A 25,024-nucleotide genomic window follows, 5' to 3' on the forward strand; every position below is an offset into this window, starting at 1 on the left:
CGTCATGGGACTCCCCCCGAGAGCACCGGTCTCTACACAGGAGGGGTACTCCGATGCACCAGCCTACCCAGAACCAGGACCGGCCCCCGGTGGCGCCGGGCCCACCGCGCCGCCAGGGCCTGCTGCGACGGGCGTTCGACGCGATGGTCGTCGCGTCCTGCGCCGGCACCGCCGGGGCGCTCAGCGCCCAGATCACCGCGAGCCTCTGGGGGTACGCCGCCGGACGCTGAGCCGAGGTCGTCTCCGCCGGGCCGGCACCCGGCCCGGCGGAAACGGTTCGGCGCGCGCCACGGCGAAGTGCGCGACCGCCGGACGGGTGATTTCTGGGGCCCTCGGGCGCCGCCACAGGCCGTCGACCGGCCGGGGAGACCAACTTGAGACCGCGAGGTGCCGCGCGGACGTCGACTGGGTACTACATTGGTCGCAATCGGGTGGCTTACCCACCCTCGGCAGGTTCTAACCGCGCCTAAGGAACGAATATGACTCCGGTAACCAGCACCAGGCCAGGCACCGAACTGACGGACGCTCAGGCCCCGGACCGAGGACCCTCGCTCGCCGAACTCGCCGCCCTCGGCGCGGAGGAGCTCGCCGCCCTGCTGCGGCGCGCCCTGCCCGGCGCCGAAGCCGGCCGGGTCGCGGTCGCCGCCTTCAATTCCTCGATCTGACCGGTCCGGGAACAGCGGGCCGGAATTCCACCGGGCCGCACCCGAATTCAACAGGCCTACGATGAAGCGAATTCCGCTGCCTTTCTCGCAATTCGTGGTGAAGGTGCACAGCCGCTGCGACCTCGCCTGCGACCACTGCTACGTCTACGAGCACGCGGACACCAGTTGGCGCACCCGGCCGAAGGTCATCGGTGACGAGGTGCTGGCCAAGGCCGCCGAGCGGATCGGCGCGCACGCGGCCGCGCACCGGCTGCCCGCCGTCCGGGTCGTCCTGCACGGGGGAGAACCCCTGCTCGCCGGCCCGGACCGGCTGCGGCGCGTGGCCGGGGCGCTGCGGGCGGCGCTGCCGCCGGGCTGCGCCCTCGACCTGCGCATCCACACCAACGGTGTGCTGCTGGACCGCGCGTTCTGCGCCCTGTTCGCCGAGGCGGGGATCAGGGTCGGCATCTCGCTGGACGGCGACCGGGCCGCCAACGACCGGCACCGCCGCTTCGCCGACGGGCGCAGCAGCCACCCCCAGGTGCTGCGGGCCGTGGCGCTGCTGCGCGAACCGGAGCACCGGCACCTGTTCGCCGGTCTGCTCTGCACCGTCGACATCGAGAACGACCCGGTGGCCGTCTACCGCGCGCTGGCCGAACTCCAGCCGCCCGCGGTCGACTTCCTGCTGCCGCACGCCACCTGGGACGATCCGCCGAAGCGCCCGGCCGGGCAGGGCGGGACGCCGTACGCGGACTGGCTGCTCACCGTCCACGACCTCTGGGAGGCGGACGGGCGGCCGTTCGCCGTGCGCACCTTCGAGTCGGTGCACCGGACGCTGCGCGGGTTCACCAGCCTCACCGAGTCGCTCGGCCTGGAGCCCTCCGATCTGGTCGTGCTGGAGACCGACGGCACCTTCGAGCAGGTGGACAGCCTCAAGACGGCCTACGACGGCGCCCCCGCGACCGGCTTCGACGTGTTCGCGCACAGTCTCGACGACGTCGCCCGGCACCCGGGCATCGCCGCCCGCCAGTCCGGCCTCGCCGGCCTCGGTCCCACCTGCCGGGCCTGCCCCGTCGTGCGCACCTGCGGAGGCGGCCTGTACGCCCACCGGTATCGGAGTCACGATGGTGGCGGCGGCTTCGACAACCCGTCCGTCTACTGCGGGGACCTCATGACGCTCATCAACGGCATCACGGCGCGGAGCGGGCCGGTCGTCGTGCCGGCCCAGGCCGCCGCGCCGGTCGCGCCGGCGGCACTCGCCCCGGAGCAACTCGACGAGCTCGCCCGCGGGTACGGCGGCGCGGACACCGTGCGCGCCCTGGCCGGCTCCCAACTCGCCCTCACCCGGGCGATGCTGGCCGCCGCCTGGGACGCCTCGGGGCAGGGCCGGCCGGAGGCGTGGTCCCTGCTGTCCGAACTGGACGGCGCCGCCCCGGACGCGGTCGACACCGTCCTCGCCCATCCGTATGCCCGCGCCTGGGCGGCCCGGCAGCTGGCCGGGGACCTGGGGACCGGGCTGGGCCCGCTGGCGGGCCTGGCGGCCGCGGCGGCCGTCCGGGCCGGGCGGGGCGACGCCGTCGCCGTGCCGGTGCGCGGCGGGTGGCTGCACCTGCCCACGCTCGGGCGGATCGCCCTGCCCGACGGCGAGGCGGTCGTCACCGGCCTGGCCGGCGGCCTCACCGTGCGGGCGGCCGACGGCTCGGTGCGCACCGCCCTGGACGAGCCGCTGCGCGCTGTCCGGCTGGCCGGGGGTTGGAGCGTCGCACTGGAGGACGTCGACCCGCTGCGCGACAGTCACGACCACGCCGTGGCGCAGCGGCTGCCGGACGGCGAGCTGCTGCACTGGACGGGCGCGCTGCGCGAGGCCTGGGAGCTGCTCGGGCACGACCTGCCCGGGTACGCGGACGGCATCCGGGCGGGGCTGCGGGCGGTCACCCCGCTGCGGCCGGGTCCGGCCGGACGGGACGTCAGTTCGGCGGCCCGGCAGGCGTTCGGGGTGGTCGCGATCGCCCGGCCCGCCACCGCGCCGACCCTCGCACTGCTGCTCGCGCACGAGTTCCAGCACGTCAAGCTCGGTGCGGTGCTCGACCTGCTGGACCTGTACGACCGCGACGACGACACGCTGTACCTGGCCCCCTGGCGGCCCGACCCGCGGCCGCTCGAAGGGCTGCTCCAGGGCACCTACGCCCATCTGGCCGTCACCGAGTACTGGGGCACGCGCACCCTCGCGTACGACGGCCTGCCGGGGGAGGCCGCCGACCGGGCGCGGCTGCAGTTCGCGCTCTGGCGGCGGTACACCGCGGAGGCGGTCGAGCGGCTGGCCGGCTCCGGCTCGCTGACCGGGCTCGGTCTGCGCTTCGCCGACGGCATGCGGACGACGGTCGCCCCGTGGCTCGCCGTGGCGCTGCCCGCCGCCGCCGAGCGGGCGGCCGACCTGGCCCGGGAGGAGCGCGCGATGGCCGGCGGCTGAGCCCTTCCGCCCTCGTCGACAGCCAGCCGCCCTCACCCCCGGGGAGCCGTCATCCTCACCGAACTCCGTCCCCTCACCGCGGCCCGGCTGACCGAGCGGGTCACGGCCCTCGGGGTCCGCCCGGGCACGGTCCTGCACGTCCAGGCGTCGCTGCGGGCCCTCGGCCCCGTGGTGGGCGGGCCGGCCGCGGTGGTGGAGGCGCTGCTGGCGGCGGTCGGTGACCGGGGCACCCTGGTCGGGTACACGGCCACCCCGGAGAACTCGGCCACCTCCCGGATCCACGCGGCGGCCACGGCCGGCCTCTCGCCCGCCGAGATCGCCGCCTACCGCGGCCGGATGCCGGCCTTCGACCCGGCCACCACCCCCTGCTCCCCGAGCATGGGGGCCCTCTCGGAGGCGATCCGCACCCACCGGGACGCCCGGCGCAGCCGCCACCCGCAGACCTCGTGGGCCGCCGTCGGCCGGCTCGCCCGCCGGATCACCGAACACCACCCGCACGACTGCCACCTGGGCCCGGCGTCCCCGCTCGGCCGGCTGTACGACCTGGACGCCCGGGTCCTGATGCTCGGGGTCCCGATGTCCCGCCTCACCGCCTTCCACCTGGCGGACCTGCGGATGCCCGACGTCCCGCTGCGCGAGTACCGCTGCCGCGGCGCGGAGGGCTGGATCTCCTTCAAGGCCCCCGAGCTCGACGACCTCCACTTCGGCGACCTGGGCGAGCAGGTCCTGCGCGAGGCCGTGGGTGTCACCGCGGGCGGGATCGGCGGCGCCCACTGCCGCCTGGTGCCGGTCCGCGAGGCGGTCGACCTCGCCGAGCGGATCCTCCGCCGCTCGCGCGCCTGACGGGCCGGGCGGTGGCGCGGCGGGTCGGCGGCGCCCGGGTCCGGCCCGGCCGTGGCCGCACCCGGTTCGTTTCAGTCATGTCAATTCGTGCCGGGGGATGTGCTATTCCATTGGGACCGCAGTCGTTCCTACACTGAAGCCCCGCGTACGGGGACTCGCGGTAAAGAGGTTGCCGGCGGGCCAGGGGGAGGCGCGTGTGAACGACCATGGCTGGGACGAGGACGCCGCCCGGCCGTACTTCTTCCTCAGTTACGCCCACACCCCGAGAGCGGGCGCGCGCGGTGCGGGTGACCCCAACCACTGGGTGCGGCAGCTGTACCGGGACCTCTGCGAGGCGGTGCTCCAACTCACCACCGTTCCCGCGGGAGTGCCGGTCGGGTTCATGGACGAGTCCATGCACCAGGGGGAGTTGTGGGCCGAACGGCTCTCCGAGGAGCTGGCCGCCTGCCGGGTCTTCGTGCCGCTGTACTCGCCGCGCTACTTCAACAGCGTGCCGTGCGGGCAGGAGTGGCACTCCTTCACCCGCCGCCCGGTGTACCCGGCGAACCTCGACTCGGAGCGGACCAGCGGCATCGTGCCGGTGCTCTGGGCGCCGATGAGCCGCTACAAACTGCCCCGGGTGGCGAGCGAACTCCAGTTCAACCACACCAGTTTCGGGCCGGACTACGCCACCGAGGGCCTGTACGCGCTGATGAAGCTCAGCTACTTCCGCTCCGCGTACGAGCTCGCCGTGCACCGGCTGGCCCGGCGGATCGTGGAGGTGGCCGAGGAGACGGTGATCCCGGTCGGGCGCCGGCTGGACTTCAACGCCCAGCCCAGCGCCTTCGACGTCACCGCGCCCACCAAACAGCTGCGGATCTCCGTCCTCTCCTACCACCAGGGCGAGCTGCCGGCCGACCGCAATCCCGACTACTACGGGGCCAGGCGCACCGACTGGCACCCCTACCGGCCCGCCGCCGCCCGTCCGCTGGCCGAGCACGCGGTGCGGCTGGCCCGGCAGCTGGGGTTCCAGGCCACCGTGCACGAGTTCGACGAGGAGGCCGAGGCGATCATCGCGGGCGGTGAACCCAGCGCGCCCGGACTGCTGCTGCTGGACCGCTGGGCGCTCCAGGACGAGCGGCGGCGCGAGCTGGTCCGGCGCTTCGACCGCTCGGACTCCACCTGGGTGAGCGTCCTGGAACCGTGGAACCTGGACGACCCGGACTGCGTCGAGCGGCACCGGGAGATGGGGGAACTCAGCGACCAGATCCTGCGGATCACCCACCGGTCGGCCCGCCCGAGCTTCCTCGGAGCCGCCGGCGGGACACCCGGACTGGGCAGCCTGGAGGAGTTCGACGACGCACTGCCGCGGGCCGCGATGAAGGCCAAGTACGCGTTCGAGGGCCGGACCAGGACCGAGCCCGACGAACCGGCGCCACCGCGGCCCAACCTGCGCGACGCGTTCCGGCCGGGACGCGGCCGGGACGGGCCGGGCCCCGCCCCCTTCGGCCACGACGACCACCCAGCCAGCGACTTCGGCGACCGTCCGACGACGGGACGCCGCCCGGGGGAGGAACCACATGAGTGAGAACCGCACCAGGAACCTCCGCATCGGCGGCCTGACCGCAGCCGAACTCGCCGACCGGCGCGAGGCGGAGCAGGACCGGCAGGGCCGGGTCATCACCTTCTACTCCTACAAGGGCGGCACCGGGCGCACCATGGCGCTCGCCAACACCGCCTGGATCCTGGCGGCCAACGGGTTCCGGGTGCTCACCGTGGACTGGGACCTGGAGGCGCCGGGCCTGGCCAAGTTCTTCCACCCGTTCCTCGACCCGGCGGTGCTGGCCGGCACCACCGGGATGATGGACCTGATCGCCGAGTACCGGGAGGAGGCGCTGCGGCCGGTCGAGCACGAGGAGGGCTGGCACCTCGACTTCGCCCGGGTGCACCCGCACGCGCTGTCGCTCTCCTGGCCGCTGTTCCCCGGCGGCGGGAGCCTGGACTTCCTCTCCGCCGGCCAGTTCAACCGGGACTACTCCGAGGCCGTCACCCACCTGGACTGGGACATCTTCTACGACCGCTTCGACGGCGGGCAGTTCTTCGACGCGCTCAAGGCCGACATGAGCAAGCGCTACGACTACGTGCTGATCGACTCCCGCACCGGCCTGTCCGACATCGCCGAGATCTGCACCGTCCAGATGCCCGACGACCTGGTGGTCTGCTTCACCCTGAGCGACCAGTCGATCGACGGCGCCTCGCGGATCGCCCAGCACATCCACGACCGCTACCGCGAGCGCGGCATCCGCATCCTGCCGGTGCCGATGCGCATCGACGAGGGCGAGAAGGAGAAGGCGGACGCCGGCCGGGCGCTGGCCCGGATCCGCTTCGACGGCCTCCCGGCCGGCCTGGCGGGCGAGGAACTGGCCCACTACTGGGGCTCGGTGGAGATCCCGTACCGGCCGTTCTACGCCTACGAGGAGATCCTGGCGACCTTCGGCGACCAGGGCGGCGCCCAGACCTCGATGCTGGCCGCCTGCGAACGGCTGACCGGCGTGATCACCAACGGCCGGGTCGCCTCGCTGCCGACCGTCGACGAGGAGGTCCGGCTGCGCTACGTCGACGCCTTCACCCGGCGCCGCCCGTCCGTCCCGGCCGACCTCTACCTCTCCTACGTCCCCGAGGACCGGATGTGGGCGGACTGGATCGAGTCGGTGCTGACCCGGGCCGGCTTCCGGGTGCTGCCCCGGGACCTCAGCGCCGGCTCCGACCCGCGCCAGGAGACCGAGCGCGGCATCGACGCCGCCTACCGGACGGTCGCCGTGCTCTCGCCCGCCTACCAGCGCTCGCCGCAGGCCCGCGCGCTCTGGGAGTCCGTGGTCAGCTCCGACCCGTCCGGCACCCGCCGCCAGCTCGTCCCGGTCCGGGTCGGCGACGTCCGGCTCACCGCGCCGTTCAGCAACCGCAACCCCGTCGACCTGGTCGGCCGGGACGAGACGCAGTCCGTGCAGACCCTGCTGCGCGCCCTCGGCCGGGCCGACGTGCCGCTCGCCGAGACCACCGGCACCGGCCCGCGCTTCCCCGGCAGCAAGCCGCAGGTCTGGGACGTGCCGCCGCGCAACCCCTCCTTCACCGGGCGGGCCGCCGTCCTGGAGCAGCTGCGCAACCAGCTGCGCGGCGGCATGGCCGCCGTGCTGCCCACCCCGCAGACCCTGTACGGGCTCGGCGGCGTCGGCAAGACCCAGGTGGCGCTGGAGTACGCGCACCGCTTCATGTCCGACTACGACCTGGTCTGGTGGATCGACGCCGAGCAGACCGAGCTGGTCGCCCCGGCGCTGGCCGACCTGGCCCGCCGGCTCGGCCTGCGGGTGGGCGACTCGGTCACCGAGGCCGCCGAGGCGGCCCGGGAGGCGCTGCGCCGCGGCGTGCCCACCGCCCGCTGGCTGCTCATCTTCGACAACGCCGACGAGCCGGCCGAGATCCGCCGGTTCTTCCCCGGCGGCTCCGGCCACATCCTGGTCACCTCCCGCAACCAGGCCTGGTCCGGTCATGCGGAGGCGCTGGAGGTCGACGTCTTCACCCGCGGCGAGAGCGTCGAGCACCTCTGCCGCCGGGCCCGCGGGCTCTCCCGCTCCGACGCCGACCGGGTGGCCGAGGCGGTCGGCGACCTGCCGCTGGCCGTCGAGGTCGCCGCCGCCTGGCTGGACACCACCGGGACGCCGGTGGACACCTACGTCGCCCAGCTGCAGGCCGAGGCGGCCCGCGCGCTGGCCGGCGCCCGCCCGGCCGACTACCCGACGCCGGTCGGCGCGACCTGGAACGTCTCGATCGGCCGGCTGCGCACGCAGTCCCCGGCGGCGGTCCGGCTGCTCCAGCTCTGCGCGTTCTTCGCGCCCGAGCCGATCTCGATGAACCTGTTCTACAGCGACCAGATGATCCGCGCGCTGGTGCAGTACGACGCCGACCTCAGCGACAAGTTCATGCTGGGCAAGGTGATCCAGGCGATCGGCCGGTACGCGCTCGCCAAGGTCGACGCCGGTACCAACAGCTTCCAGGTGCACCGGCTGGTCCAGGCGGTGATCCGGGCCGAGATGACCGAGGAGGAGCAGGAGGTCGCCGTCCACGAGGTGCACCGCATCCTCACCGGCGCCCGGCCCGTCCTCGGCGACACCGACGACCCGGCCAACTGGCCCGCCTTCGACGAGATCTGGCCGCACCTGTCGCCCTCCAAGGCGCACAACTGCGACGAGGCGGACACCCGGCAGCTGCTCATCGACCGGGTCCGCTACCTGTGGAAGCGCGGCGAGCTGGACCGCGCCCGGGACCTCGGCCACGCCCTGGACGCGGAGTGGACCGGCAAGCTCGGCGAGGACGACCGGCAGACCCTGCTGCTGCGCTTCCAGCTCGCCAACGTGCTCCGCTCGCAGGGCAACTACGCCGAGGCGCTGGCCCTGGACGAGTCCACCCTGGAGCGCCAGCGGGCCCTGCTGGGCGAGCACCACCCGTACACCCTGATGACCGCCGGCTCGCTCGGCGCCGACCGCCGGGCCCTCGGCCGGTTCCAGGAGGCGCTCGACCTGGACCGCGAGATCCTCGACCAGTTCCGGGAGTTGTTCGGCGACGACAACCCGCGCACGCTCTCGATGGCGAACAACCTGGCCATCGACTACCGGCTGGTCGGCGACAGCGAGGCCGCCCGCGAACTCGACCAGGAGACCCTGGACCGGCGCACCGCGGTGCTCGGCCCGCGTCACCCGTACACCCTGTCCACCAAGTCCAACCTCGCCCGGGACCTGCGCGAACTCGGCGACTACCGGGGCTCGGTGGAGCTCCTCCAGGAGGTCACCAACGACCTCGGCGACGTGCTGGACCCGGACCTGCCGGAGAACCTGCGCAACGCCAAGTCGCTGGCGGTCTCGCTGCGCCGGACCGGCCAGCTGGCCGAGGCCCGCCGGATCACCAAGGAGACCTACGAGCGCTACCTGGAGCGGTACGGCGCCGACGCGCCCGACGCGCTGGCCTGCGCGCTCAACCTGGCCGCCGACCACAGCGCCTCCGGCGACAAGGAGGCCGCCCGCGACCTGTGCACCACCGTGTACGAGGGCCACCGCCGGCTGTTCGGCGAGGACCACCCGTTCACCCTGGCCTGCGCCAACAACCTCGGCATCTACCTGCGGGGCAGCGGCGACGTCCAGGGGGCCATCGAGCGCGGCCGGGACACCGTGGACGGGCTCACCCGCTCGGTCGGCCCGGAGCACCCGTACACCCTCAACGCGATGATCAACCTGGCCAATGCCCACGGGGACGCCGGCCAGGTCGGCCTCGCCGAGGAGCTGGGCCGCCGCGCGTACGCGGGACTGTGCGAGCGCTACACGCCCCGTCACCCGGACGCGGTGGCCTGCGAGGCCAACCTGGCCGTCACCCTGCGCACGGCCGGCCGGCACGGCCAGGCCGCCGAGCTGCGCGCCCGGTCGATCGCCGAGCTGATCCGCCAGTTCGGCGAGGAACACCCCAACACCGTCGCCGCCCGCGGCTGGAAGCGGATCAACCGCGACCTGGAACCGCAGCCGGTGTGATCCCCGGGGCGTCACCGGGAGCACGGGACTTCGACGGCCGGCCATAGGGCCCGGAGCGTATGCTTCGGGCCCTATGAGCGAGCAGCCCCTGCCCCCGGTCCTGGTCACCCGCCGCCTCGCCCCCGGGGTGGTCGAGCGGCTCACCGAACGGCACCCCGTGACCCAGCACGACTCGGACCTGCCGATGGCGCGCGGCGAACTGCTGGCGGCCGTCCGGGGCCGGGCGGCGGTCGTCACCACCCTGGACGACGTGGTGGACGGCGCCTTCCTGGACGCGGCCGGCCCGGGCCTGCGGATCGTCGCCAACCACGCGGTCGGCCACCACAACATCGACCTCGCGGCCTGCGCCGAGCGCGGCGTGCTGGTCAGCAACACCCCCGGCGTGCTCACCGCCGCCACCGCCGACATGGCCTGGGCGCTGCTGCTGGCCGCCACCCGCCGGCTCGGCGAGGGCGAGCGGCTGCTGCGCTCCGGGCAGCCCTGGGCCTGGGCACCGAACTTCCTGCTCGGCCTGGAGCTGGCCGGGACCCCGCTGGGCGTCCTCGGCATGGGCCGGATCGGGCAGGCGGTGGCCCGCCGGGCCGGCGCCTTCGACATGCCGGTCGGCTACCACAACCGCCGCGAGCTGCCCCCGGAGCAGGCCGGCGGCGCCGAGTGGCTGCCGCTGGAGGAGCTGCTGGCGCGCTCCACCGTGCTGGTGGTCACCTGCCCGCTCGGCCCCACCACCCGGCACCTGCTGGACGCCCGCCGGCTGGCCCTGCTGCCGCCCGGCGCGGTGGTGGTCTCGATGACCGCCGGGGTGGTGGACGAGGAGGCCTTGGCCGCCGCACTGGAGTCCGGCGCGCTGTTCGCCGCGGCGGTGGACAACTTCGAGCGCGAGCCGGCCGTGCCGTCCGCGCTGCTCGCCCAGGAGCGGGCGGTGCTCGCCCCGCACCTGGGCAGCGCCACCGTGCGGACCAGGCAGGCGATGGGCGGCCTGGCGGTGGAGAACGTCCTGGCGGTGCTGGCGGGCGGCGCGCCGGTCACCCCGGTCGCCCCGGTCGGGGCCTGAGGGGCTCCGGGGGCTCCCGGGGCCCGAGCGGTCGGGGCGGGCGGCGCCCCGGTCAGGGCCGGAGCGGGCCGCCCGGCGGCCGGCCGGCCGAGCTGTGGCCGGCCGCCCAGGCCAGCGCGGTGGTCATCACCCGGAAGGCGCCGAAGTGCGCGGCCCCGGGCTCCAGGAAGAGCGCGGCCCCGGGGATGTTGTCGGCCAGCCAGCGCGAGTGCTCGACCGGGGAGAACTGGTCGTCCGCGCCGTGCCAGAGCCATGTGGGCACGGTGACGTCCTGGACCCTGAAGCCCCAGTCGGCGGTGAAGGCCAGCACGTCGTCGATCCAGCCGTCGGCGCCGTGCCGGAACGCCTCGCGGTAGTTGCTCTGCAGCATCCGCCGCAGCCCGGTGTCGGCGACCACCTCCCGGTCGGTGGGCGGCAGCTCCGGCCGCAGGCCCTTCAGCAGCCGGCCCGGGTCGGCCCTGATCTGCTCGGAGCGGAACTGCATCGAGTCGGCGATCCGGCCGTGCCCGCGCTCGGCCTCCCGGTACGCCCGGACGTTGGAGGCGGTCATCCCGCCGTACCAGTCCAGGCCGGCCGCGTTCCGGGGCGCCAGGCCGACCAGCACGGCCACCCGGGTGACCCGCTCGGACAGCAGCGCCGCGCAGGCCAGCGCGTGCGGGCCGCCGCCGGAGCGGCCGAGCACCGCGAACTCGGCGAGGCCGAGCTCGTCCGCGATGGTCCGCACGTCGGCCGCGGCAGCGCTCACCCGGCGGCCGGGCAGCCGGGTGGAGTCGCCGTACCCGGGCCGGTCGAAGGAGATCAGCCGGACACCCAGGCGGTAGAGCACGGTGCTGCGGGGGTGCGGGCCGACCCGGCTGCCGGGGGTGCCGTGCACCAGGAACACCGGCCGGCCGCGCGGGTCGCCCACGGTCTCGACGGCGAGGGCGCGGCCGTCGGCCGCCTTGACCATCCGTAGTGACACGCGCGGCCTCCTCAGGCTCCGGGCTGAGCTCCGGTCAGGGCTCCGTCAGGTCGGGGCCCCGCCGGTTCAGGGCTCTGTCAGTGGTCCCGGTCGGTCGTCCCGCGGACCTCGCGACGGGCCTGCCAGGTGGTGTGCTCCCGGGAGACGGCGTCCTCGGCGTCGCGGGCCAGCCGGGCCCAGATCTCCTCGGCGTCGGCCGACCCGACGTCCAGTCCGGTCAGCTGGTGGCGGATCAGCTCCAGCTCCTCGGCGGCCAGCCGGTAGGCGGCGGCCAGCGGCCGGTACTGGCGCAGCTGGGCCCAGGCGGTGACCGAGGCGGCCACCGCGGAGACCGTGCCGAGCGCGTCGTAGCGGAACCAGCCCAGCGCCCGCAGGACGGCCAGCACCAGGCCGAGCAGCGGCAGCACCACGCCCAGCACGCCGGTCCAGAAGCCGGCCCGGGCGCAGTACCGGGCCTTGCTCCGGTACCAGTCGTGCTGCACCTGGATCCGCGCCCGCAGGTAGACCTCGCGGCGCACGGCCAGCGGCTGGGCGCGCAGCCCGTGCATCGCCTCGGTGATCCCGGAGCCGGTACCGTCGGCGCCGCCGGCGTCCGGAGCGCCGCTCCCGGCCACCGCGCTCCCGGCCGCCGGGGCCGTCTCGCTCCCGGCCGGGCCGAGCGCACGGCTGCCCCGGAAGGCGTTCAGCACCCGGCCGAGCTGGAAGCGGTACAGGCCCTCGGCGTCCGGCAGGCTGCGCGGCGGCGGCTGGTACGCGTCGGCCCGGACGGCGAACTTCCAGGCCAGCGTCTTCACCGACTCGGCGGCCGCCCGGCCCTCGTACCAGAGGCCCTGCGGGTTCTGCCGGCTGATCACCAGGGCGAGGACGATCGCGCCGAGATAGGCGACGGCGGCCGGCCAGGCCCAGGGCTCGCCGTCGGCGGAGCCGGCCGCGGCGGCGGCCACCAGCAGCGCCAGCTCCCAGGCGGAGAGCAGCACGGACCGGCGCTGCCCCTGCAGCGAGGCGGAGTCGGCGACCCGGAACAGTTCGGGCAGCAGCTCCTCCTCGCGCACCCACCCCATCGGACCCGCACCCGACGCCATCCTCGGCCCCCACCCGTCGCTCCGGTCGCACCACCCTCCTGCCCCGGCCGCCCGGCCGGTACGCCTGGCGGGGGCCCGGCCCGGCAGCATTGGCCGGGATGCCGCCGGAGGTTGTCCCATATCGTGATACTCCGGGGCGCCGCGCGGGCCGGCTCAGTAGGTGTAGAAGATCCGGTCCGCGTTGTCGGCCATCTGCTTGGCGTTCCACTCGGTGCCGCCCGGCACGTTGCCGGAGCGGAACAACGGCGGGGCGGCCCCGTCGCCGTCGGCCGCCGCGTCGGCCAGCCGGCCGACCGCCGAGGCGACCACGGCCTGCATCAGCGCGCTGGTGACGATGGTGGAGACCGGGCCGAAGGTGGTCTCGGCGGCCGGGTGGGTCAGCTCGCCGTCCCCGACCGCGATCTTGTTGTCCAGGACGACGTCGCAGTGGTCCTTCAGATAGGTGCCGGACGGGTGCGCCGAGGGGACCTCCGCCGGGTACGCCAGCGACGTCACCCCCACCACCTTCAGGCCGCGGGACCGGGCGTACTGGGCCAGCTCGACCGGCATGATCTGGCGGCCGGAGAGCGAGATGACGAAGAGCAGGTCCCCGGTGGTGGCGGGAGTGAGGTCCAGCGTGGTGGTGGCCAGCCCGGAGACCCGCTCCAGCGCGCTGGCGAGCGGGGCCGGCATCACCGTCACCCCGGCCATCCCGGGGACGTCCAGCAGGTTCACCGGGACGAGCCCGCCGGCCCGGTAGACCACGTCCTGGGCGGCGAGCGAGGAGTGGCCGGAGCCGAAGGTGAAGACCCGGCGCCCCTCCGTGATCGCCCCGGCCAGCAGCGCGGCGGCCGCCTCGATGCTCTCGGCCTCCTCGGACCGGACCCGCCGCAGGTGCTCGATCGCGGCGTCGAAGTACCGGCCGACCAGGTCACTCATCTGTTGCCTTCGCTCTCTGCCGGTGGGGGAGCCGGCCGGGTGGGACGGCCGGGTGGTCCGGCCGCCGATGGAGAAAGCTACGGCCAGCACGGTGCTGCCTCACCGGTGTCGCTGTCAACAGGAACGAAAACCCGCCCCCGGGGCCCCTGCGCGGGCCCGGTTGCCCGCCCGGTAGGTCAGAATTGGCGATGAGGACACCGAGGAACGGAGCCAGCGGCGATGTCTGGGCTGATCGACACCACTGAGATGTACCTTCGCACCATCCTGGAGCTGGAGGAGGAGGGCATCGTCCCGATGCGCGCCCGGATCGCCGAGCGCCTGGAACAGAGCGGCCCCACGGTCAGCCAGACGGTCGGGCGGATGGAGCGGGACGGGCTGTTGCAGGTCGCGGGCGACCGTCACCTCGAACTCACCGAGGAGGGCCGGCGGCTCGCGGTGCGGGTGATGCGCAAGCACCGCATCGCCGAGTGCCTGCTGGTCGACGTGATCGGGCTGGAGTGGGAGCAGGTGCACGAGGAGGCCTGCCGCTGGGAGCACGTGATGAGCGAGACGGTGGAGCGCAAGGTGCTCGCCATGCTCGGTCACCCCACCCAGTCCCCGTACGGGAACCCGATCCCCGGTCTGGACGAACTGGGGGACGCCAAGGCGGAGGGCGAGGGCTACGACGCCGCGCTCGTCCCGCTGGACTCGGTGCGGCCGGGCGACGGCGGCGCCGATGTGGTCGTCCGCCGGATCGGCGAGCCGATCCAGACCGACGGCGAGCTGATGCGCACGCTGCGCCGGGCCGGGATCCGGCCCGGGTCGACGGTGCGGGTCTCCGCCGGGGTCGGCGGGGTGCTGGTGGGCACCGGTGACAACGCGGCCGAGCTGGGCAAGGAGATCGCGGCGCACGTCTTCGTCGCGCAGGCCTGACCGCCGCGCGGGGGCGCGCCGGCGGCGGCCGTCCCGGCAGGACGCAAAGAGCAGGGCCCGGTGCTCCCGCAGCACCGGGCCCTGCTCGTCCTCCCCGTCCTCCCCGCCCCTCCCGCTCCCGTGGCACCGGCCTCCCCGAACCCGGCCGGTGCCACGGCCCCCCGCACTCCCCTCCTGATCCCTCCCGTCCCCTCCGTTCCCCTCCGATCCCTCCCGGCTCCCTCCCGACCGCCTCGCCCGGCTTCCCCGTCCGAGCGACCCTTCCGGCGTCCCCTCACGCTGGAATTCCTCCCCTCGGCAGATCATGGCAATCCTTGAGCGTTGTCACTCGTACGAGGGGCTTTCGCCGTTGACCAGCGGGTACATCGAAGCCTTATCCGCACATGCGTCTGACGGGCCCCGCCTCCGGTGGGAGGCAAGGCCCGTCAGTCGCGCGCGGGGTGTCGCGCATCGCGCGCCCTCACCCGATAGGCGTAGGGCGGCTGTTCACGGGGTGGTGAATCATGCGGCCGGTGCCCGGCCCGGAGCCGCTCCGGGACGCGGTCCGGAGCCGTCCGGCCGCCGGGCCGGCCTCAGCGCACCGCCGCCGGCTGGGCGGGCCGGTGCTGGACCGAGGGCGCCTCGCGGCCGCACGCGTACGCCAGCGGGCTGATCAGCTCGGCGGCGTCGGGCAGCCAGCGGTTCAGCGCGGAGGGCGAGCGGGCCCACTGGGCGAAGCCGCTCGGGCCGACCCGGGACGGCGGGGCCACCGTCCAGTCGCCCTCGCCGCGGGCCACCAGGTCGAGCCGGCCGGGCGGCCAGCCGAGCCTGCGCAGCATCTCCGGCAGCTTGGCCGCCACCCCCGGCAGGACCAGGAAGTGCAGCCGCCGGCCGGACCGCCCGGGCGCGGCCGGGACGGCGACCACCGGGCCGAGCTGCAGGTCCATCCGTTCCATCCGGGCCAGCGCCAGACAACCGGCCACCTCCGGCACGTCCAGGACGTCGAAGGACCGGCCGGTGGGCAGCAGGATCGAGGCGTCGGGCCGCTCGGTCCACCAGCGCCGCACCGCCCCCGGTCCGGCGCTCGCCTTGCGGGCCCAGTCCGCGTCGAGCGGGTGCGCACCGGGCAGCGGACAGCGCCCGTCGCCGCAGGAGCAGCGGGCCGGCCCGTCGCCGTCGATCAGCCAGGCACCCGGGGCGACCTCCCAGTGGCGGGTCTCGGCATAGCTGACCGCTTCGATGAGCAGCGGGGGGAGTCCGGCGTTGCCGCCCTGGTCGGGGGAGTCTGGGATGTCGTCCACGCGGTGCTCAACTACCGTGCGTGAGGCTGGTTACGGCCCGGCGGGAGCGGGTCTGCCGCGCGGCGGCAATTGTCACCCGAACCGGTGAGACAACCGAGTTGGGGTGGGCGGGGGTGGGCGCAGTGGGGGCGCACGGGAGCATTGACCAGGGCGCGTGGGGGGTGGGGATCGTCACCGTGGGTATCCCGGTGGCGTTGCTGATCGCTAACCTGGTGTCAGATTCCTTGGACGGTCGGACAGTCGGCAACAGATCAGCAGAATCGTCGCCCGCCGGCCGGGACCGGAGGGTGTGGGGAGGCGAAGCCAATGGCCGCGAGACCACTTGTCGCACGACAGCCCAACGAGCGTCTGCAGCAGCTGATCCAGGAGGCCAGCTGCTCGAACGCCGGCCTGGCGCGGAGGGTCAACCTCTGCGGGGCCGAGCACGGCCTGGACCTGCGGTACGACAAGACGTCCGTCGCGCGCTGGCTCCGTGGCCAGCAGCCGCGCGGACAGGCACCGGCGGTCATCGCCGAAGCGCTCGGGCGCAAGCTGGGGCGGGGTGTGTCGGTCGAGGAGATCGGCATGGCCGACGGCAAGAACCTCAGCTCCGGGATCGGGCTGCAGTTCGCGCCGACGCTGAACGCCGCGCTGGAGCAGGTCTGTGAGCTCTGGCGCAGCGATGTCGGCCGGCGGGACTTCCTGACCGGCGCGACGGTGGCGGCCTCCGCCCTGGTCGAGCCCAGCCGGGACTGGCTGATCACCCCGCCCGACCCGGTGGTGGCACGGACCGGCGGGCCGCGGGTCGGCCCGACGGACGTCGCGGCCATCAAGGCGACCACGGCGATGCTGGTCGACCTCGACCACCGCTTCGGCAGCGGGCACGTCCGCCCGGTGGTCGTCCACTACCTCAACAGCGTGGTCTCCGGTCTGCTCGGCGGCGCCTACCGGGAGGAGACCGGGCGGCAACTCTTCGCGGCGGTCGCCCGGTTGACGGAGCTGGCCGGCTACATGGCGGTGGACACCGGGCAGCCGGGGCTGGCCCAGCGCTACTACATCCAGGCGCTCCGGCTCGCCCAGGCGGCCGACGACCGCGGCTACGGCGGCTATGTGCTCGCGGCCTCGATGAGCCACCTGGCGGCGACGCTCGGCAACCCCCGGGAGATCGCCCAACTCGCCCGCGCCGCGCAGGAGGGGGCCCGCTCGGTGGCCACCCCGACGGCGATGGCGATGTTCTACGCGGCCGAGGCGCGCGGCCACGCCCTGCTCGGCGACGCCCGCTCCTGCGAGGCGGTGGCCGCCAAGGCGCTGGAGGCCATGGAGAGGCGCCGACCGGAGGACGACCCGGACTGGATCGTCCACTTCGACGACGCCTACCTGGCGGACGAGCTGGCCCACTGCCACCGGGACTTGGAGCAGGCCGGACCGGCCGAGCACTACGCCCGCCGGGCGCTCGACCTGCACCCGCCGACCAGGGTCCGGCGCCGCGCGGTGGACCTGGTGCTGCTGGCGACGGCCCAGCTGCAGCAGCGGGACCTGGAGCGGGCCTGCGAGACGGGCGCGCAGGCGGTCCGGCTGCTGAGCGGGCTGCGGTCCAACCGGGGCGTCGAGTACCTGGACGAGTTCCGGCGCCGGCTGGAGCCGTTCCGGGAGCAGCGGGTGGTTCGCGAGTTCCAGGCCCGGGCCGAGGCGGAGGCCGCCTGAGCGGGGCGCCGCGCGGCGCGTGAGGGGCCGGTGAGGGATGGACCGCCCACGTGGTCACCCGGTTCGGTGAACCGGTAGCGTGGGCGCGACGTCCAAGGAACTGTGATGCCCCCAAGAACCGACGAGATGTGGTCCGCCGTCAGCGCGCGGTCGTGCACAGGTGAGGAATCGCGTTGAGCCAGCGCCGCTCGTACCCCAATTCGGGTGACTTCAACCTGGACGATCTGTTCCGCCCCGAGCCCGGTCAGCCACCGGCGCCGGGCGCCCAGGGCCAGCAGCCGCCCCAGCAGTCCGGCCTGCCCGGTCAGCAGCCGCCGGCCGGGCAGCCGCACTTCCCGCCGGCCGGGCAGCCGTCGGGGCAGCCGGAGTACCTCGGTGAGGGCGCGCACGCGCTGCCGACCCAGGCCATTCCGGCCCAGGGCGCTTCGTGGGGCGGCGTACCGCAGCCCGGGTACGGGGCGCCGCAGCCCGGCCAGGCGCCGGAGACGCAGTACCTGCCGCCCTACCCTTCGGGGGATCCGCAGGCGGGCGGTCACCCGGTGCAGCCCGGCTACCCGCAGCCCGCCCCGGGCTACCCGCAGCCGGACCAGGGCTACCCGCAGCAGCCGGACCAGGGTTACCCGGTCTACCAGCAGGCCCCGCAGGAGTACCCGGCCCCGCAGGGGTACGGCGGGCAGGACCACCCCACCGCCCTGGTCGCCAACCGCGGCGGCGGGCGGTCCTCCGGCAAGCTGATCATCGGCGGGGTGGTGGCCGGCTGCGTGGCGGCCGGCGTCCTGGTCGCCGTCCTGATGAGCGGCGACGACGGGAAGACCGGCCAGGACAAGCAGGCCGCCCCGGTGGTCACCGGCAGCAGCCCGGCCGGCGCTCCGCCGGCCGCGAGCGGCACGGCGGCGACCGTCAGCCCGGAGGTCAAGGCCCAGGCCCAGGCCCTGTCCGACCTGCTGGGCACCGCCAACGACAGCCGCCAGGCGGTGATCGGCGCGGTCGGCTCGGTGCAGAAGTGCGACAAGCTGCCCGAGTCCCAGCAGGCACTGACCGACGCCGCCGGCAAGCGCCGGGAGCTGCAGACCAAGCTCGCCGCCCTCAAGACGGACAAGCTGCCCAGCGGCCCGCAGCTGGTCGAGCAGCTCAACGCGGCCTGGCAGGCCTCGGCGACGGCCGACGACGAGTACGCGGCCTGGGCGGGGGACGCGCAGAGCGCCTGCGACCCCAAGAAGATCGACAACCAGCACTACAAGAACGCGGTCCAGGCCAGCGGTACCGCCACCAACGCGAAGAAGCAGGCCTCCGGCCTCTGGAACACCATCGCCGGCCAGACCGGCCTGGCCACCCGCAGCGACGGGGACCTCTGACCTGGCGCTCCGACCCGGCGCTCTGACCCGGTGCTCCGACCCGGCCTTCCGGCTGGACCCCGCCGGGGCGCGTGCGCCCGGTGGGCGGGCAGCCCGAGGGGCCGGAACCGGGCGACCGGTCCGGCCCGTGCCGGGCGCCCGCGGTCAGGCCGGCGGCCGGCTCCCGGTGAGCACCCAGCGGACGTCCACGAAGCCCGGCTGCTGCAGGGTCATCCGTCCGCCCTTGACCACCTGGTAGGTCACCCAGGTGTTGACCAGCCGCGGTGACTCGGTGCTGGGCAGCATGTTGGTGGTACCCCAGTTCAGCGGCGGGGTGAGCCCGACGTCGATCTGCTCACCGCCGTCCAGCAGCGCGGTCACGGTCTTGGCGGTGAGCGGCCGCCCGGCGGCGGCCAGCCGCTCGGACACCTGGCGGAAGACCTCGTAGGCGACCCAGGTGGTCTGCACCCCGGGGTCGGAGACGTCGACGTTCCGGCCGCCGGCGGAGTCGCCGTGCACCACCGAGCGCAGGGCGTCCCAGATCTTGGCGGACTCCGGCGGGTACCAGCTGGTGACGTAGGCACCGGCCAGCGGCCCGCTGTCGCCGCCGGTGGAGTCGACCACGGACTGCTGGACGCTGCCGATCACCGAGGCGATCCGGGTGTTCTTCGGGCTCAGCCGACGGTAGGAGTCCAGCAGGTTGCCGGTCGGCTCGGCGGCCAGGGCGGAGGTGATGCAGTTCGCCGGCTCGTCCTTGCCGATCGCCTTGCGGGCGACCGGCGTGTAGTCGGCGGACTGCTCGGGCGCCTTGACGTCCAGCAGCTTGATCCCGGCCGGCTTGAGCGCGTTGGCCAGGTAACCGAGCAGGTTGTCGCCGGCCGGGGTGTCCGGCCGGACCAGCGCGACGGCCTTGCAGCCGGCCTCCACCAGCTGCCGGCCGCTGCCGCCGATCAGCGCCGGCAGGCCGCCGCCCACCGGGTACGACAGCGGGCTGCTGAATTCGGGCTGGGAGAGCCCGTACCCGCCGATCAGCGGAATGCCGGCCCGCTCCAGGACGGGCATGAAGCTGTCCCCGTACTGGCTGTAGGAGCCGAGCACGGCGACCGCCTTGGCGTCCACCGCCTGCTGGGCGCAGGCCGCGGCCCCGTCCGCGGTGTTGTGCTCGTTGCAGGTCAGGACCCGGATCGGGCGGTCGTTCAGACCGCCCTTGGCGTTGATGTCCCGGCCGACGGCCTCGGCGAGGGCCGTCATGCCGGGCCGGTCGGCGGAGCCGGTGCCGGACGGGGCCCAGGTCATCACGGTCAGCTCGCCACCACCGGTGGCGGCGTCGGCCGGTCCGCCGCACGCGGAGGCCGAGAAGAGGGTTGGGAGCAGCGCCGCAGTGACGGCGGCTGCGACGATCGGGCGGCGGTTGCGCCGTGCCGCGATCGCGTTCTGGGCCTGGGACGAGCCCCTTCGGCTGGTCATCGGTCTTCCCTCCCGGGGCGCTCTACTGCGCACCGGCACCAGCCAAGCCGGGGCGTCGCAAGCCGAGAGGGCAGAAGAGCGAACGGACGGCAAATGGCGCCCTAACTCCGAGCGGGGACGCGTGTAGATCGGGAGTAGAGCACGAACTGTCCCGGGGAACGTACGATCGTTCTCCATGTCCGCCAGCACAGATTCTTCGTATCGGTCTTCCCGAAACCCTTCTCGTCCGGGCCACCGCTCCAGCACGATGGGCGGCATGCCGCTCAACGACCTGCCCTGGTGGCGCTGGCGAGCCCGACTGCGCTCGGCGTTGCACATGCTGTCCGACCCCGGGTTCCAGCAGGAGACCTGGCTCTCCGGCCGGGAGGGCTTCGGTGATGTGACCGACGCCGTCTACCGGCTGGTCGAGGACACCTGGCTGGACCGCTGGTCCGCCGAGAAGTACGTCGGCACGATCTTCCGGGACTCGGCCGAGGCCTCGGTGGTGGACGTGGCGGTGCTGCGGGTGGTCCGGATCCTGCACCAGGTCGGCGCCGACGCCCCGGCCTCCGCCTACCTGGGCCACCACGGCTGGCCGGAGGCGGTCCGGGCGGCCCGCGAGGCCCACGTCAAGCTGGCGGTCAACGACGGCGAGGACCCGGACGCCCCGCCGCGTTCGCTGGACGTGCTGCGCATCCTGACCTCGTCCTGACCCCGTCCAGACCTCGCCCCGGTCCCGTCCAGATTCGGCCGGGCGCCGTCCCGGCGGTGTCCGCCGTGCCCCGGCCCGGCTCCCGGCGCACGGCCGGGGGCCGGGCCGTCCCGCAGTGCGGGCAGCGGGACGGCCGCTGTCCAGGATGTGACACGCTGGACCACTCACCAACGGCACGACCTCAGAACGGGACATCCCCACCGTGGAACAGCAGACAGCCAGCGCCCAGTACGTCCTCACGCTGTCCTGCCCCGACAAGCAGGGCATCGTCCACGCGGTCTCCAGCTACCTCTTCATGACCGGCTGCAACATCATCGACAGCCAGCAGTTCGGGGACTCGGAGACCGGACTGTTCTTCATGCGGGTGCACTTCTCCGCGGCCGAGCCGGTGACCGCGGACAAGCTGCGGGCCAGCTTCGCCGCGATCGGCGCCTCGTTCGGGATGGACTGGCAGATCCACCCGTCCGAGGAGCGGATGCGGATCGTCCTGATGGTCAGCAAGTTCGGCCACTGCCTGAACGACCTGCTGTTCCGCACCCGGCTCGGCGCGCTGCCGGTGGAGGTCGCCGCGGTGGTCTCCAACCACACCGAGTTCCGCGACCTCACCGAGGGCTACGGCATCCCGTTCCACCACATCCCGGTCACCCGGGACAACAAGGCCGAGGCCGAGCAGCAGCTGCTCGACCTGGTGGCCAAGGAGAACGTCGAACTGGTCGTGCTGGCACGCTACATGCAGGTGCTCTCGGACGAGCTCTGCACCGCGCTGTCCGGCAAGGTGATCAACATCCACCACTCCTTCCTGCCGAGCTTCAAGGGCGCCAAGCCCTACCACCAGGCCCACACCCGGGGGGTGAAGCTGATCGGCGCCACCGCGCACTACGTCACCGCCGACCTCGACGAGGGCCCGATCATCGAGCAGGAGGTGGCCCGGGTCAGCCACGACATCACCCCGGACCAGCTGGTGGCGCTCGGCCGGGACGTCGAGTGCCAGGCACTGGCCCGCGCGGTGAAGTGGCACAGCGAGCACCGGGTGCTGCTCAACGGCACCCGCACGGTGGTCTTCGGGTAGGTCCGGACAGGACCTGGGCGGGACCGGCCTCGTACGGCCGGGCCTCCGGGGTGGCTACGGGCGGGACAGCAGCGGCGCCGCCCGGAGCACCTCGCGGATCGCGGCCCGGTCACCGTGCTCGCCGACCGGCACCCGGTCCGGGTCGCGGTGCGCGGCGGCCAACTGGCAGAACTCCAGGCCGTCCAGGACCATCGAGGCCACCGGCTCACCACGGGGCGGGCCGTACTCCGGCCCGTCCAGCGGTATCAGCCACTCGCCGGCGGCCGGTCCGTCGATCACCAGCCGCACCTGCCGGCCGGTCCGGACCCCGCCCTCGGGCGACCTGCCCGCGGGCGCCCCGGCGAGTTCGGGCCGGGAGGCGCGCAACCCCGCCAGCGCCGCCGGGAGCATCCGGACGGCCAGGTCGACCATCTGCCGCAGGTGCTGCGGCGCCGGCGGGGCGTACGGGTAGGCGACCGCCCGGGCCACGTCCTCGCCGTGGACGTAACACTCGAAGGCCCGGTCCACGAAGGCGTCGCGCAGCGGGACGGTCACGAAGCCGAAGTCCACCAGGGTGTTGCCCTGCGGGGCCAGCGCGGCGGTGCGGACCAGCTCGTGACAGTGCCGACGCCACCGGGCCCGGACCCGCTGCGGGGGCTGGCCGGCCTGCTCGGCGGTCAGCCGGGCGGTGCGCTCGGTGATGCCGGCCCACGGCGGGCCGCTCTGCCGGGGCACCCGGGGGAGCGGCGGGGCCGGGTCCTGCGGCGGTACCCGGCGGTCGGCCGCCGGTGCGCCGCTGCCCGGGACGGGGTCGGGCAGACCGAGGGCCAGTGCCACGTAGCCGTCCACGGCGGCCAGATGACAGAGCACCTCGGCCGGGCGTAGGTACTCGGTGCCGCCGTGCCACGGGAGTTCGGCGACCTCCTGCCACTCCTCCGGGCCGAGGTCGCGCAGCAGCGCGTCGAGTTTGGCGGTCTCCGCGGTGTAGGGCACGCCCCAGGCGGGGACGGGCAGTTCGGCGGGGCGCCGGGTCAGGCACCAGTCGAGGACCTGCTGGCGCAGCGGGCCGGGCTGGTCGAGCGGTTCGTCGGCGGAGAGCCAGCCGGCCGCGTCCCGGAGCCGGGCCGCCTCCTCGGCGCAGGCCGGACAGGTCCGCAGGTGCTGCTCCAACTCGGCGGCCTCGCGCCGTGGACAGGCGCCCAGGGCCCAGGCGCCGAGCAGCGAGCGCAGGGCCTCGTGCTGCTCCTCGGTGATCGTCACGTGCCCCCGCCCTCGTTCCCGTGGCGCCGCCCGTCGTGCCGCTGCGCGCCGTGCTGCCGTCCGTCGTCCTGCTGTCCCCCGTGCTGCGGGGTGTCCTGGCGCGGCCCGCCGCCGCACCCGTCGTGGCGCCGGCAGTCGGGGCGGCCCGCCTCCCGCTGGTGGGCGCGCTCCTCGGCGAGTTCGGTGGCCAGCAGCTCCAGGCCGAGCCGCATCCGCTGCTTGGCGGTCTGCTCGCTGATCCCGAGCCGGCGGGCCGTCTCCTGGTACGTACGGCCGTCGTAGTACGACACCGCGATGGTCTCACGCAGGCTCTGCGGCAGGGAGTCGACCACGTACTGGACGCGGGCGGCGGTGGCCACGGCCCGGATCTCCTCCTCGGCGGGGCCGCCGAGCAGGCCCGTGCCGCCGGTGCCGTCCGTGCCCTCGGCGGCGCGCCGGACCCGCAGGCGGTCGACCGCGCGGCTGTGCGTCAGGGCGCCCAGCCAGGAGCGGAGCGAACCCTGGGCGGGGTCGAAGGCCTCGGGGTGCTCCCAGACATGGGCGAATATCTCGCGGGTGAGCTGGGCGGCGGCGGCCTGGTCGGCCAGTATCCGCCCGGCCAGCCCGTGCACCATCGGGGCGAGCTGGTCGTACAGTTCGCCCAGCGCCGTCTCCTCGCCCCGGGCGAGGCGCCGCTGGAGCTGTTCGTCCCAGCGCGGGGCGCTGCCGGGGGTGGCCATCGGTAACCACCCTCCTGCCGTGGGGTTCGGTGCCGTGTCCAACGCTATCCTGCGGCCTTCCGGGAGCGGGCGGATTCGGCGCGGAAGGGAACGCGCGGTTTCGGATCGTCACATGGTGGGATCTGCCGTCGATCCCGTTGTTCGAAGGCCGTTGGACATATGTCGCACGGGTGGTTCGCGAGTGGCGGGCGTCGCGTCCGGGGCGTCCGGCGGTAGGTTCGCCACTGCGTGTCCGGCCGGTCGGCCCCGGGCCGGACGATCGCCGGTACGAGGCTCGCCAGAGTGAACGGGACAGTATGCACTGCCCTGTCCCCCGATCGCTGGAATATGCCCGAAGCGCTTGCTGCGGTCCGCCCGTCGAACCATCCTGAGGCGTATTCGTGTCGCAGCCGGAGCGCGACGGACGAGATGGCGTGGGCACGACGTACCGGGTGTGACGTACGGCGGCCCGGCCTGCGGCGGCCCGGCGTGTGCCGGGACCAGCCGGCTGGACGACCCGGCCCGATCGAGACGACGGCCGAACTGCGAGTGCGGGTGGTGGAGCGGTGCAGGTTCTTCAGGTACAGCTTGCGGTGCGGGCGGACCCCGCCGAGGTCGGCCGGGCCCGCCGCTGGGTGCGCTCACGGTTGCTCAACCACGGGGTGGACCCGGACGCGCCGATCGCCGAGACGGTGGTGCTGGTGGTCTCCGAGCTGGTGACCAACGCCGTGGTGCACACCGGCTGTCCGGCCGTCCTGAGGCTCTGTTTCCCGATCGACGGATCCGCCGCGGGTGGCGGTCCCCCGGTGGGTGACGGCTCCCCGGCGCACGGCACGGGCTGCGGCGGCGCGGTGCGCGAGGCGGCCGCCGTCGGCCCGCTCCGGGTGGAGGTCGCGGACGCCAGCCAGGCCGCCCCCGCACCCCGGCACGCGGGCGCGGACGCGGACGCCACCAACGGGCGCGGTCTGGAGCTGGTCGAGCTGCTCTGCGACCGCTGGGGCTGGTATCCGGACGGTTCGGGCAAGCGGGTCTGGTGCGAGATCGGCGCCGACGCCCGGCCGGTGGACCCGCTGACCGCCGTGGACTGGGCCGCGCTGGCCCAGTGACGGTCCGACGGTCAACGGGCCGAA

Annotated in this window: 20 protein-coding genes; 13 read left to right on the plus strand and 7 right to left on the minus strand. The window is 74.5% G+C overall.

From position 1 onward, the window contains the following. Window positions 1-53: 53 nt before the first annotated feature. From ACIQTO_RS14940 to ACIQTO_RS14970, 7 genes are all read left to right on the plus strand, one after another. On the plus strand, window positions 54-230 hold the full coding sequence (locus tag ACIQTO_RS14940) for a hypothetical protein (RefSeq protein WP_402387969.1): 177 nt from the start codon (window positions 54-56) through the stop codon (window positions 228-230). Window positions 231-479: 249 nt separating this feature from the next. Beyond that, window positions 480-665 carry an FxSxx-COOH cyclophane-containing RiPP peptide gene (gene fxsA, locus ACIQTO_RS14945; protein ID WP_402387971.1) on the plus strand — a complete coding sequence of 62 codons (186 nt, stop codon included), beginning with the start codon at window positions 480-482 and terminating at the stop codon, window positions 663-665. A 61-nt stretch (window positions 666-726) separates the two neighbouring features. Then, window positions 727-3,114, plus strand: a complete 2,388-nt coding sequence (locus ACIQTO_RS14950) for an FxsB family cyclophane-forming radical SAM/SPASM peptide maturase (protein WP_402387973.1) — start codon at window positions 727-729, stop codon at window positions 3,112-3,114. An 87-nt stretch (window positions 3,115-3,201) separates the two neighbouring features. After that, entirely contained in the window at window positions 3,202-3,957 is a 756-nt protein-coding gene (locus ACIQTO_RS14955) for an aminoglycoside N(3)-acetyltransferase (RefSeq protein ID WP_402388151.1), read from the plus strand. Window positions 3,958-4,153: 196 nt separating this feature from the next. Next, window positions 4,154-5,524 carry a TIR-like protein FxsC gene (locus tag ACIQTO_RS14960; protein ID WP_402387974.1) on the plus strand — a complete coding sequence of 457 codons (1,371 nt, stop codon included), beginning with the start codon at window positions 4,154-4,156 and terminating at the stop codon, window positions 5,522-5,524. Further along, a complete protein-coding gene (gene fxsT, locus ACIQTO_RS14965; protein ID WP_402387976.1) occupies window positions 5,517-9,509 on the plus strand; it encodes an FxSxx-COOH system tetratricopeptide repeat protein in 3,993 nt (1,330 codons plus the stop codon). Before ACIQTO_RS14960 ends, fxsT begins: the two co-directional genes overlap by 8 nt. Before the next feature lie 73 nt (window positions 9,510-9,582). Continuing rightward, window positions 9,583-10,560, plus strand: a complete 978-nt coding sequence (locus ACIQTO_RS14970) for a 2-hydroxyacid dehydrogenase (protein WP_402387978.1) — start codon at window positions 9,583-9,585, stop codon at window positions 10,558-10,560. 52 nt (window positions 10,561-10,612) lie between these two features. Here the strand turns inward: ACIQTO_RS14970 and ACIQTO_RS14975 are convergent, their stop codons facing one another. The 3 genes from ACIQTO_RS14975 to ACIQTO_RS14985 form a co-directional block, all read right to left on the minus strand. Further along, complete coding sequence (locus ACIQTO_RS14975; RefSeq protein WP_402388152.1) at window positions 10,613-11,509, minus strand: alpha/beta fold hydrolase; 897 nt, start codon at window positions 11,507-11,509, stop codon at window positions 10,613-10,615. An 89-nt stretch (window positions 11,510-11,598) separates the two neighbouring features. Beyond that, window positions 11,599-12,573 carry a DUF4231 domain-containing protein gene (locus ACIQTO_RS14980; protein ID WP_402387980.1) on the minus strand — a complete coding sequence of 325 codons (975 nt, stop codon included), beginning with the start codon at window positions 12,571-12,573 and terminating at the stop codon, window positions 11,599-11,601. Between the two features lie 183 nt (window positions 12,574-12,756). Beyond that, window positions 12,757-13,521, minus strand: a complete 765-nt coding sequence (locus ACIQTO_RS14985) for a sugar isomerase domain-containing protein (protein ID WP_402387982.1) — start codon at window positions 13,519-13,521, stop codon at window positions 12,757-12,759. Window positions 13,522-13,740: 219 nt separating this feature from the next. On the opposite strand from ACIQTO_RS14985, the gene ACIQTO_RS14990 reads away from it, so the two are divergent. Next, window positions 13,741-14,433, plus strand: a complete 693-nt coding sequence (locus ACIQTO_RS14990) for a metal-dependent transcriptional regulator (protein WP_402387984.1) — start codon at window positions 13,741-13,743, stop codon at window positions 14,431-14,433. Window positions 14,434-15,005: 572 nt separating this feature from the next. Here the strand turns inward: ACIQTO_RS14990 and ACIQTO_RS14995 are convergent. Further along, window positions 15,006-15,704: a bifunctional DNA primase/polymerase gene (locus ACIQTO_RS14995; protein WP_402388153.1), complete on the minus strand. Its 699-nt coding sequence runs from the start codon at window positions 15,702-15,704 to the stop codon at window positions 15,006-15,008. A 315-nt stretch (window positions 15,705-16,019) separates the two neighbouring features. Here ACIQTO_RS14995 and ACIQTO_RS15000 point away from each other — a divergent pair, with 315 nt between their 5' ends. Together ACIQTO_RS15000 and ACIQTO_RS15005 are read left to right on the plus strand one after the other, a co-directional pair. Further along, window positions 16,020-17,396: a transcriptional regulator gene (locus ACIQTO_RS15000; RefSeq protein WP_402387986.1), complete on the plus strand. Its 1,377-nt coding sequence runs from the start codon at window positions 16,020-16,022 to the stop codon at window positions 17,394-17,396. A gap of 173 nt (window positions 17,397-17,569) precedes the next feature. After that, window positions 17,570-18,751 carry a hypothetical protein gene (locus ACIQTO_RS15005; protein ID WP_402387988.1) on the plus strand — a complete coding sequence of 394 codons (1,182 nt, stop codon included), beginning with the start codon at window positions 17,570-17,572 and terminating at the stop codon, window positions 18,749-18,751. 144 nt (window positions 18,752-18,895) lie between these two features. Here the strand turns inward: ACIQTO_RS15005 and ACIQTO_RS15010 are convergent, their stop codons facing one another. Then, window positions 18,896-20,197 (minus strand): ABC transporter substrate-binding protein, encoded by a 1,302-nt coding sequence (locus ACIQTO_RS15010; RefSeq protein ID WP_402387990.1) that lies wholly within the window; start codon window positions 20,195-20,197, stop codon window positions 18,896-18,898. Window positions 20,198-20,372: 175 nt separating this feature from the next. On the opposite strand from ACIQTO_RS15010, the gene ACIQTO_RS15015 reads away from it, so the two are divergent. Further along, window positions 20,373-20,888, plus strand: coding sequence for a hypothetical protein (locus ACIQTO_RS15015; protein ID WP_402387992.1), 516 nt, complete (start codon window positions 20,373-20,375; stop codon window positions 20,886-20,888). A 202-nt stretch (window positions 20,889-21,090) separates the two neighbouring features. Continuing rightward, window positions 21,091-21,957: a formyltetrahydrofolate deformylase gene (purU, locus tag ACIQTO_RS15020; RefSeq protein ID WP_402387994.1), complete on the plus strand. Its 867-nt coding sequence runs from the start codon at window positions 21,091-21,093 to the stop codon at window positions 21,955-21,957. A gap of 54 nt (window positions 21,958-22,011) precedes the next feature. On the opposite strand, the gene ACIQTO_RS15025 is transcribed toward purU, so the two are convergent. Both ACIQTO_RS15025 and ACIQTO_RS15030 read right to left on the minus strand, forming a co-directional pair. Continuing rightward, on the minus strand, window positions 22,012-23,196 hold the full coding sequence (locus ACIQTO_RS15025) for a zf-HC2 domain-containing protein (protein WP_402387996.1): 1,185 nt from the start codon (window positions 23,194-23,196) through the stop codon (window positions 22,012-22,014). After that, window positions 23,193-23,915: a sigma-70 family RNA polymerase sigma factor gene (locus tag ACIQTO_RS15030; protein ID WP_402387998.1), complete on the minus strand. Its 723-nt coding sequence runs from the start codon at window positions 23,913-23,915 to the stop codon at window positions 23,193-23,195. The genes ACIQTO_RS15025 and ACIQTO_RS15030 overlap by 4 nt, the downstream gene beginning before the upstream one ends. A 545-nt stretch (window positions 23,916-24,460) precedes the next feature. Between ACIQTO_RS15030 and ACIQTO_RS15035 the strand changes: the two genes are divergently transcribed. After that, window positions 24,461-25,000 (plus strand): ATP-binding protein, encoded by a 540-nt coding sequence (locus tag ACIQTO_RS15035; protein WP_402388000.1) that lies wholly within the window; start codon window positions 24,461-24,463, stop codon window positions 24,998-25,000. The last annotated feature ends 24 nt before the right edge of the window (window positions 25,001-25,024 follow it).

This window comes from Kitasatospora sp. NPDC091207 (genome assembly GCF_044768625.1).
GTDB lineage: Bacteria > Actinomycetota > Actinomycetes > Streptomycetales > Streptomycetaceae > Kitasatospora.

Excerpts from the sequence above, each read along its gene's own strand:
- ACIQTO_RS14950 (WP_402387973.1), top strand. The coding sequence starts at position 727 with ATGAAGCGAATTCCGCTGCCTTTCTCGCAATTCGTGGTGAAGGTGCAC.
- fxsA (WP_402387971.1), top strand. The coding sequence starts at position 480 with ATGACTCCGGTAACCAGCACCAGGCCAGGCACCGAACTGACGGACGCT.
- ACIQTO_RS15030 (WP_402387998.1), bottom strand. The coding sequence starts at position 23,915 with ATGGCCACCCCCGGCAGCGCCCCGCGCTGGGACGAACAGCTCCAGCGG.
- ACIQTO_RS15010 (WP_402387990.1), bottom strand. The coding sequence starts at position 20,197 with ATGACCAGCCGAAGGGGCTCGTCCCAGGCCCAGAACGCGATCGCGGCA.
- ACIQTO_RS15015 (WP_402387992.1), top strand. The coding sequence starts at position 20,373 with ATGTCCGCCAGCACAGATTCTTCGTATCGGTCTTCCCGAAACCCTTCT.
- ACIQTO_RS14990 (WP_402387984.1), top strand. The coding sequence starts at position 13,741 with ATGTCTGGGCTGATCGACACCACTGAGATGTACCTTCGCACCATCCTG.
- ACIQTO_RS14985 (WP_402387982.1), bottom strand. The coding sequence starts at position 13,521 with ATGAGTGACCTGGTCGGCCGGTACTTCGACGCCGCGATCGAGCACCTG.
- ACIQTO_RS14975 (WP_402388152.1), bottom strand. The coding sequence starts at position 11,509 with ATGGTCAAGGCGGCCGACGGCCGCGCCCTCGCCGTCGAGACCGTGGGC.
- ACIQTO_RS15000 (WP_402387986.1), top strand. The coding sequence starts at position 16,020 with ATGGCCGCGAGACCACTTGTCGCACGACAGCCCAACGAGCGTCTGCAG.
- fxsT (WP_402387976.1), top strand. The coding sequence starts at position 5,517 with ATGAGTGAGAACCGCACCAGGAACCTCCGCATCGGCGGCCTGACCGCA.
- ACIQTO_RS14940 (WP_402387969.1), top strand. The coding sequence starts at position 54 with ATGCACCAGCCTACCCAGAACCAGGACCGGCCCCCGGTGGCGCCGGGC.
- ACIQTO_RS14970 (WP_402387978.1), top strand. The coding sequence starts at position 9,583 with ATGAGCGAGCAGCCCCTGCCCCCGGTCCTGGTCACCCGCCGCCTCGCC.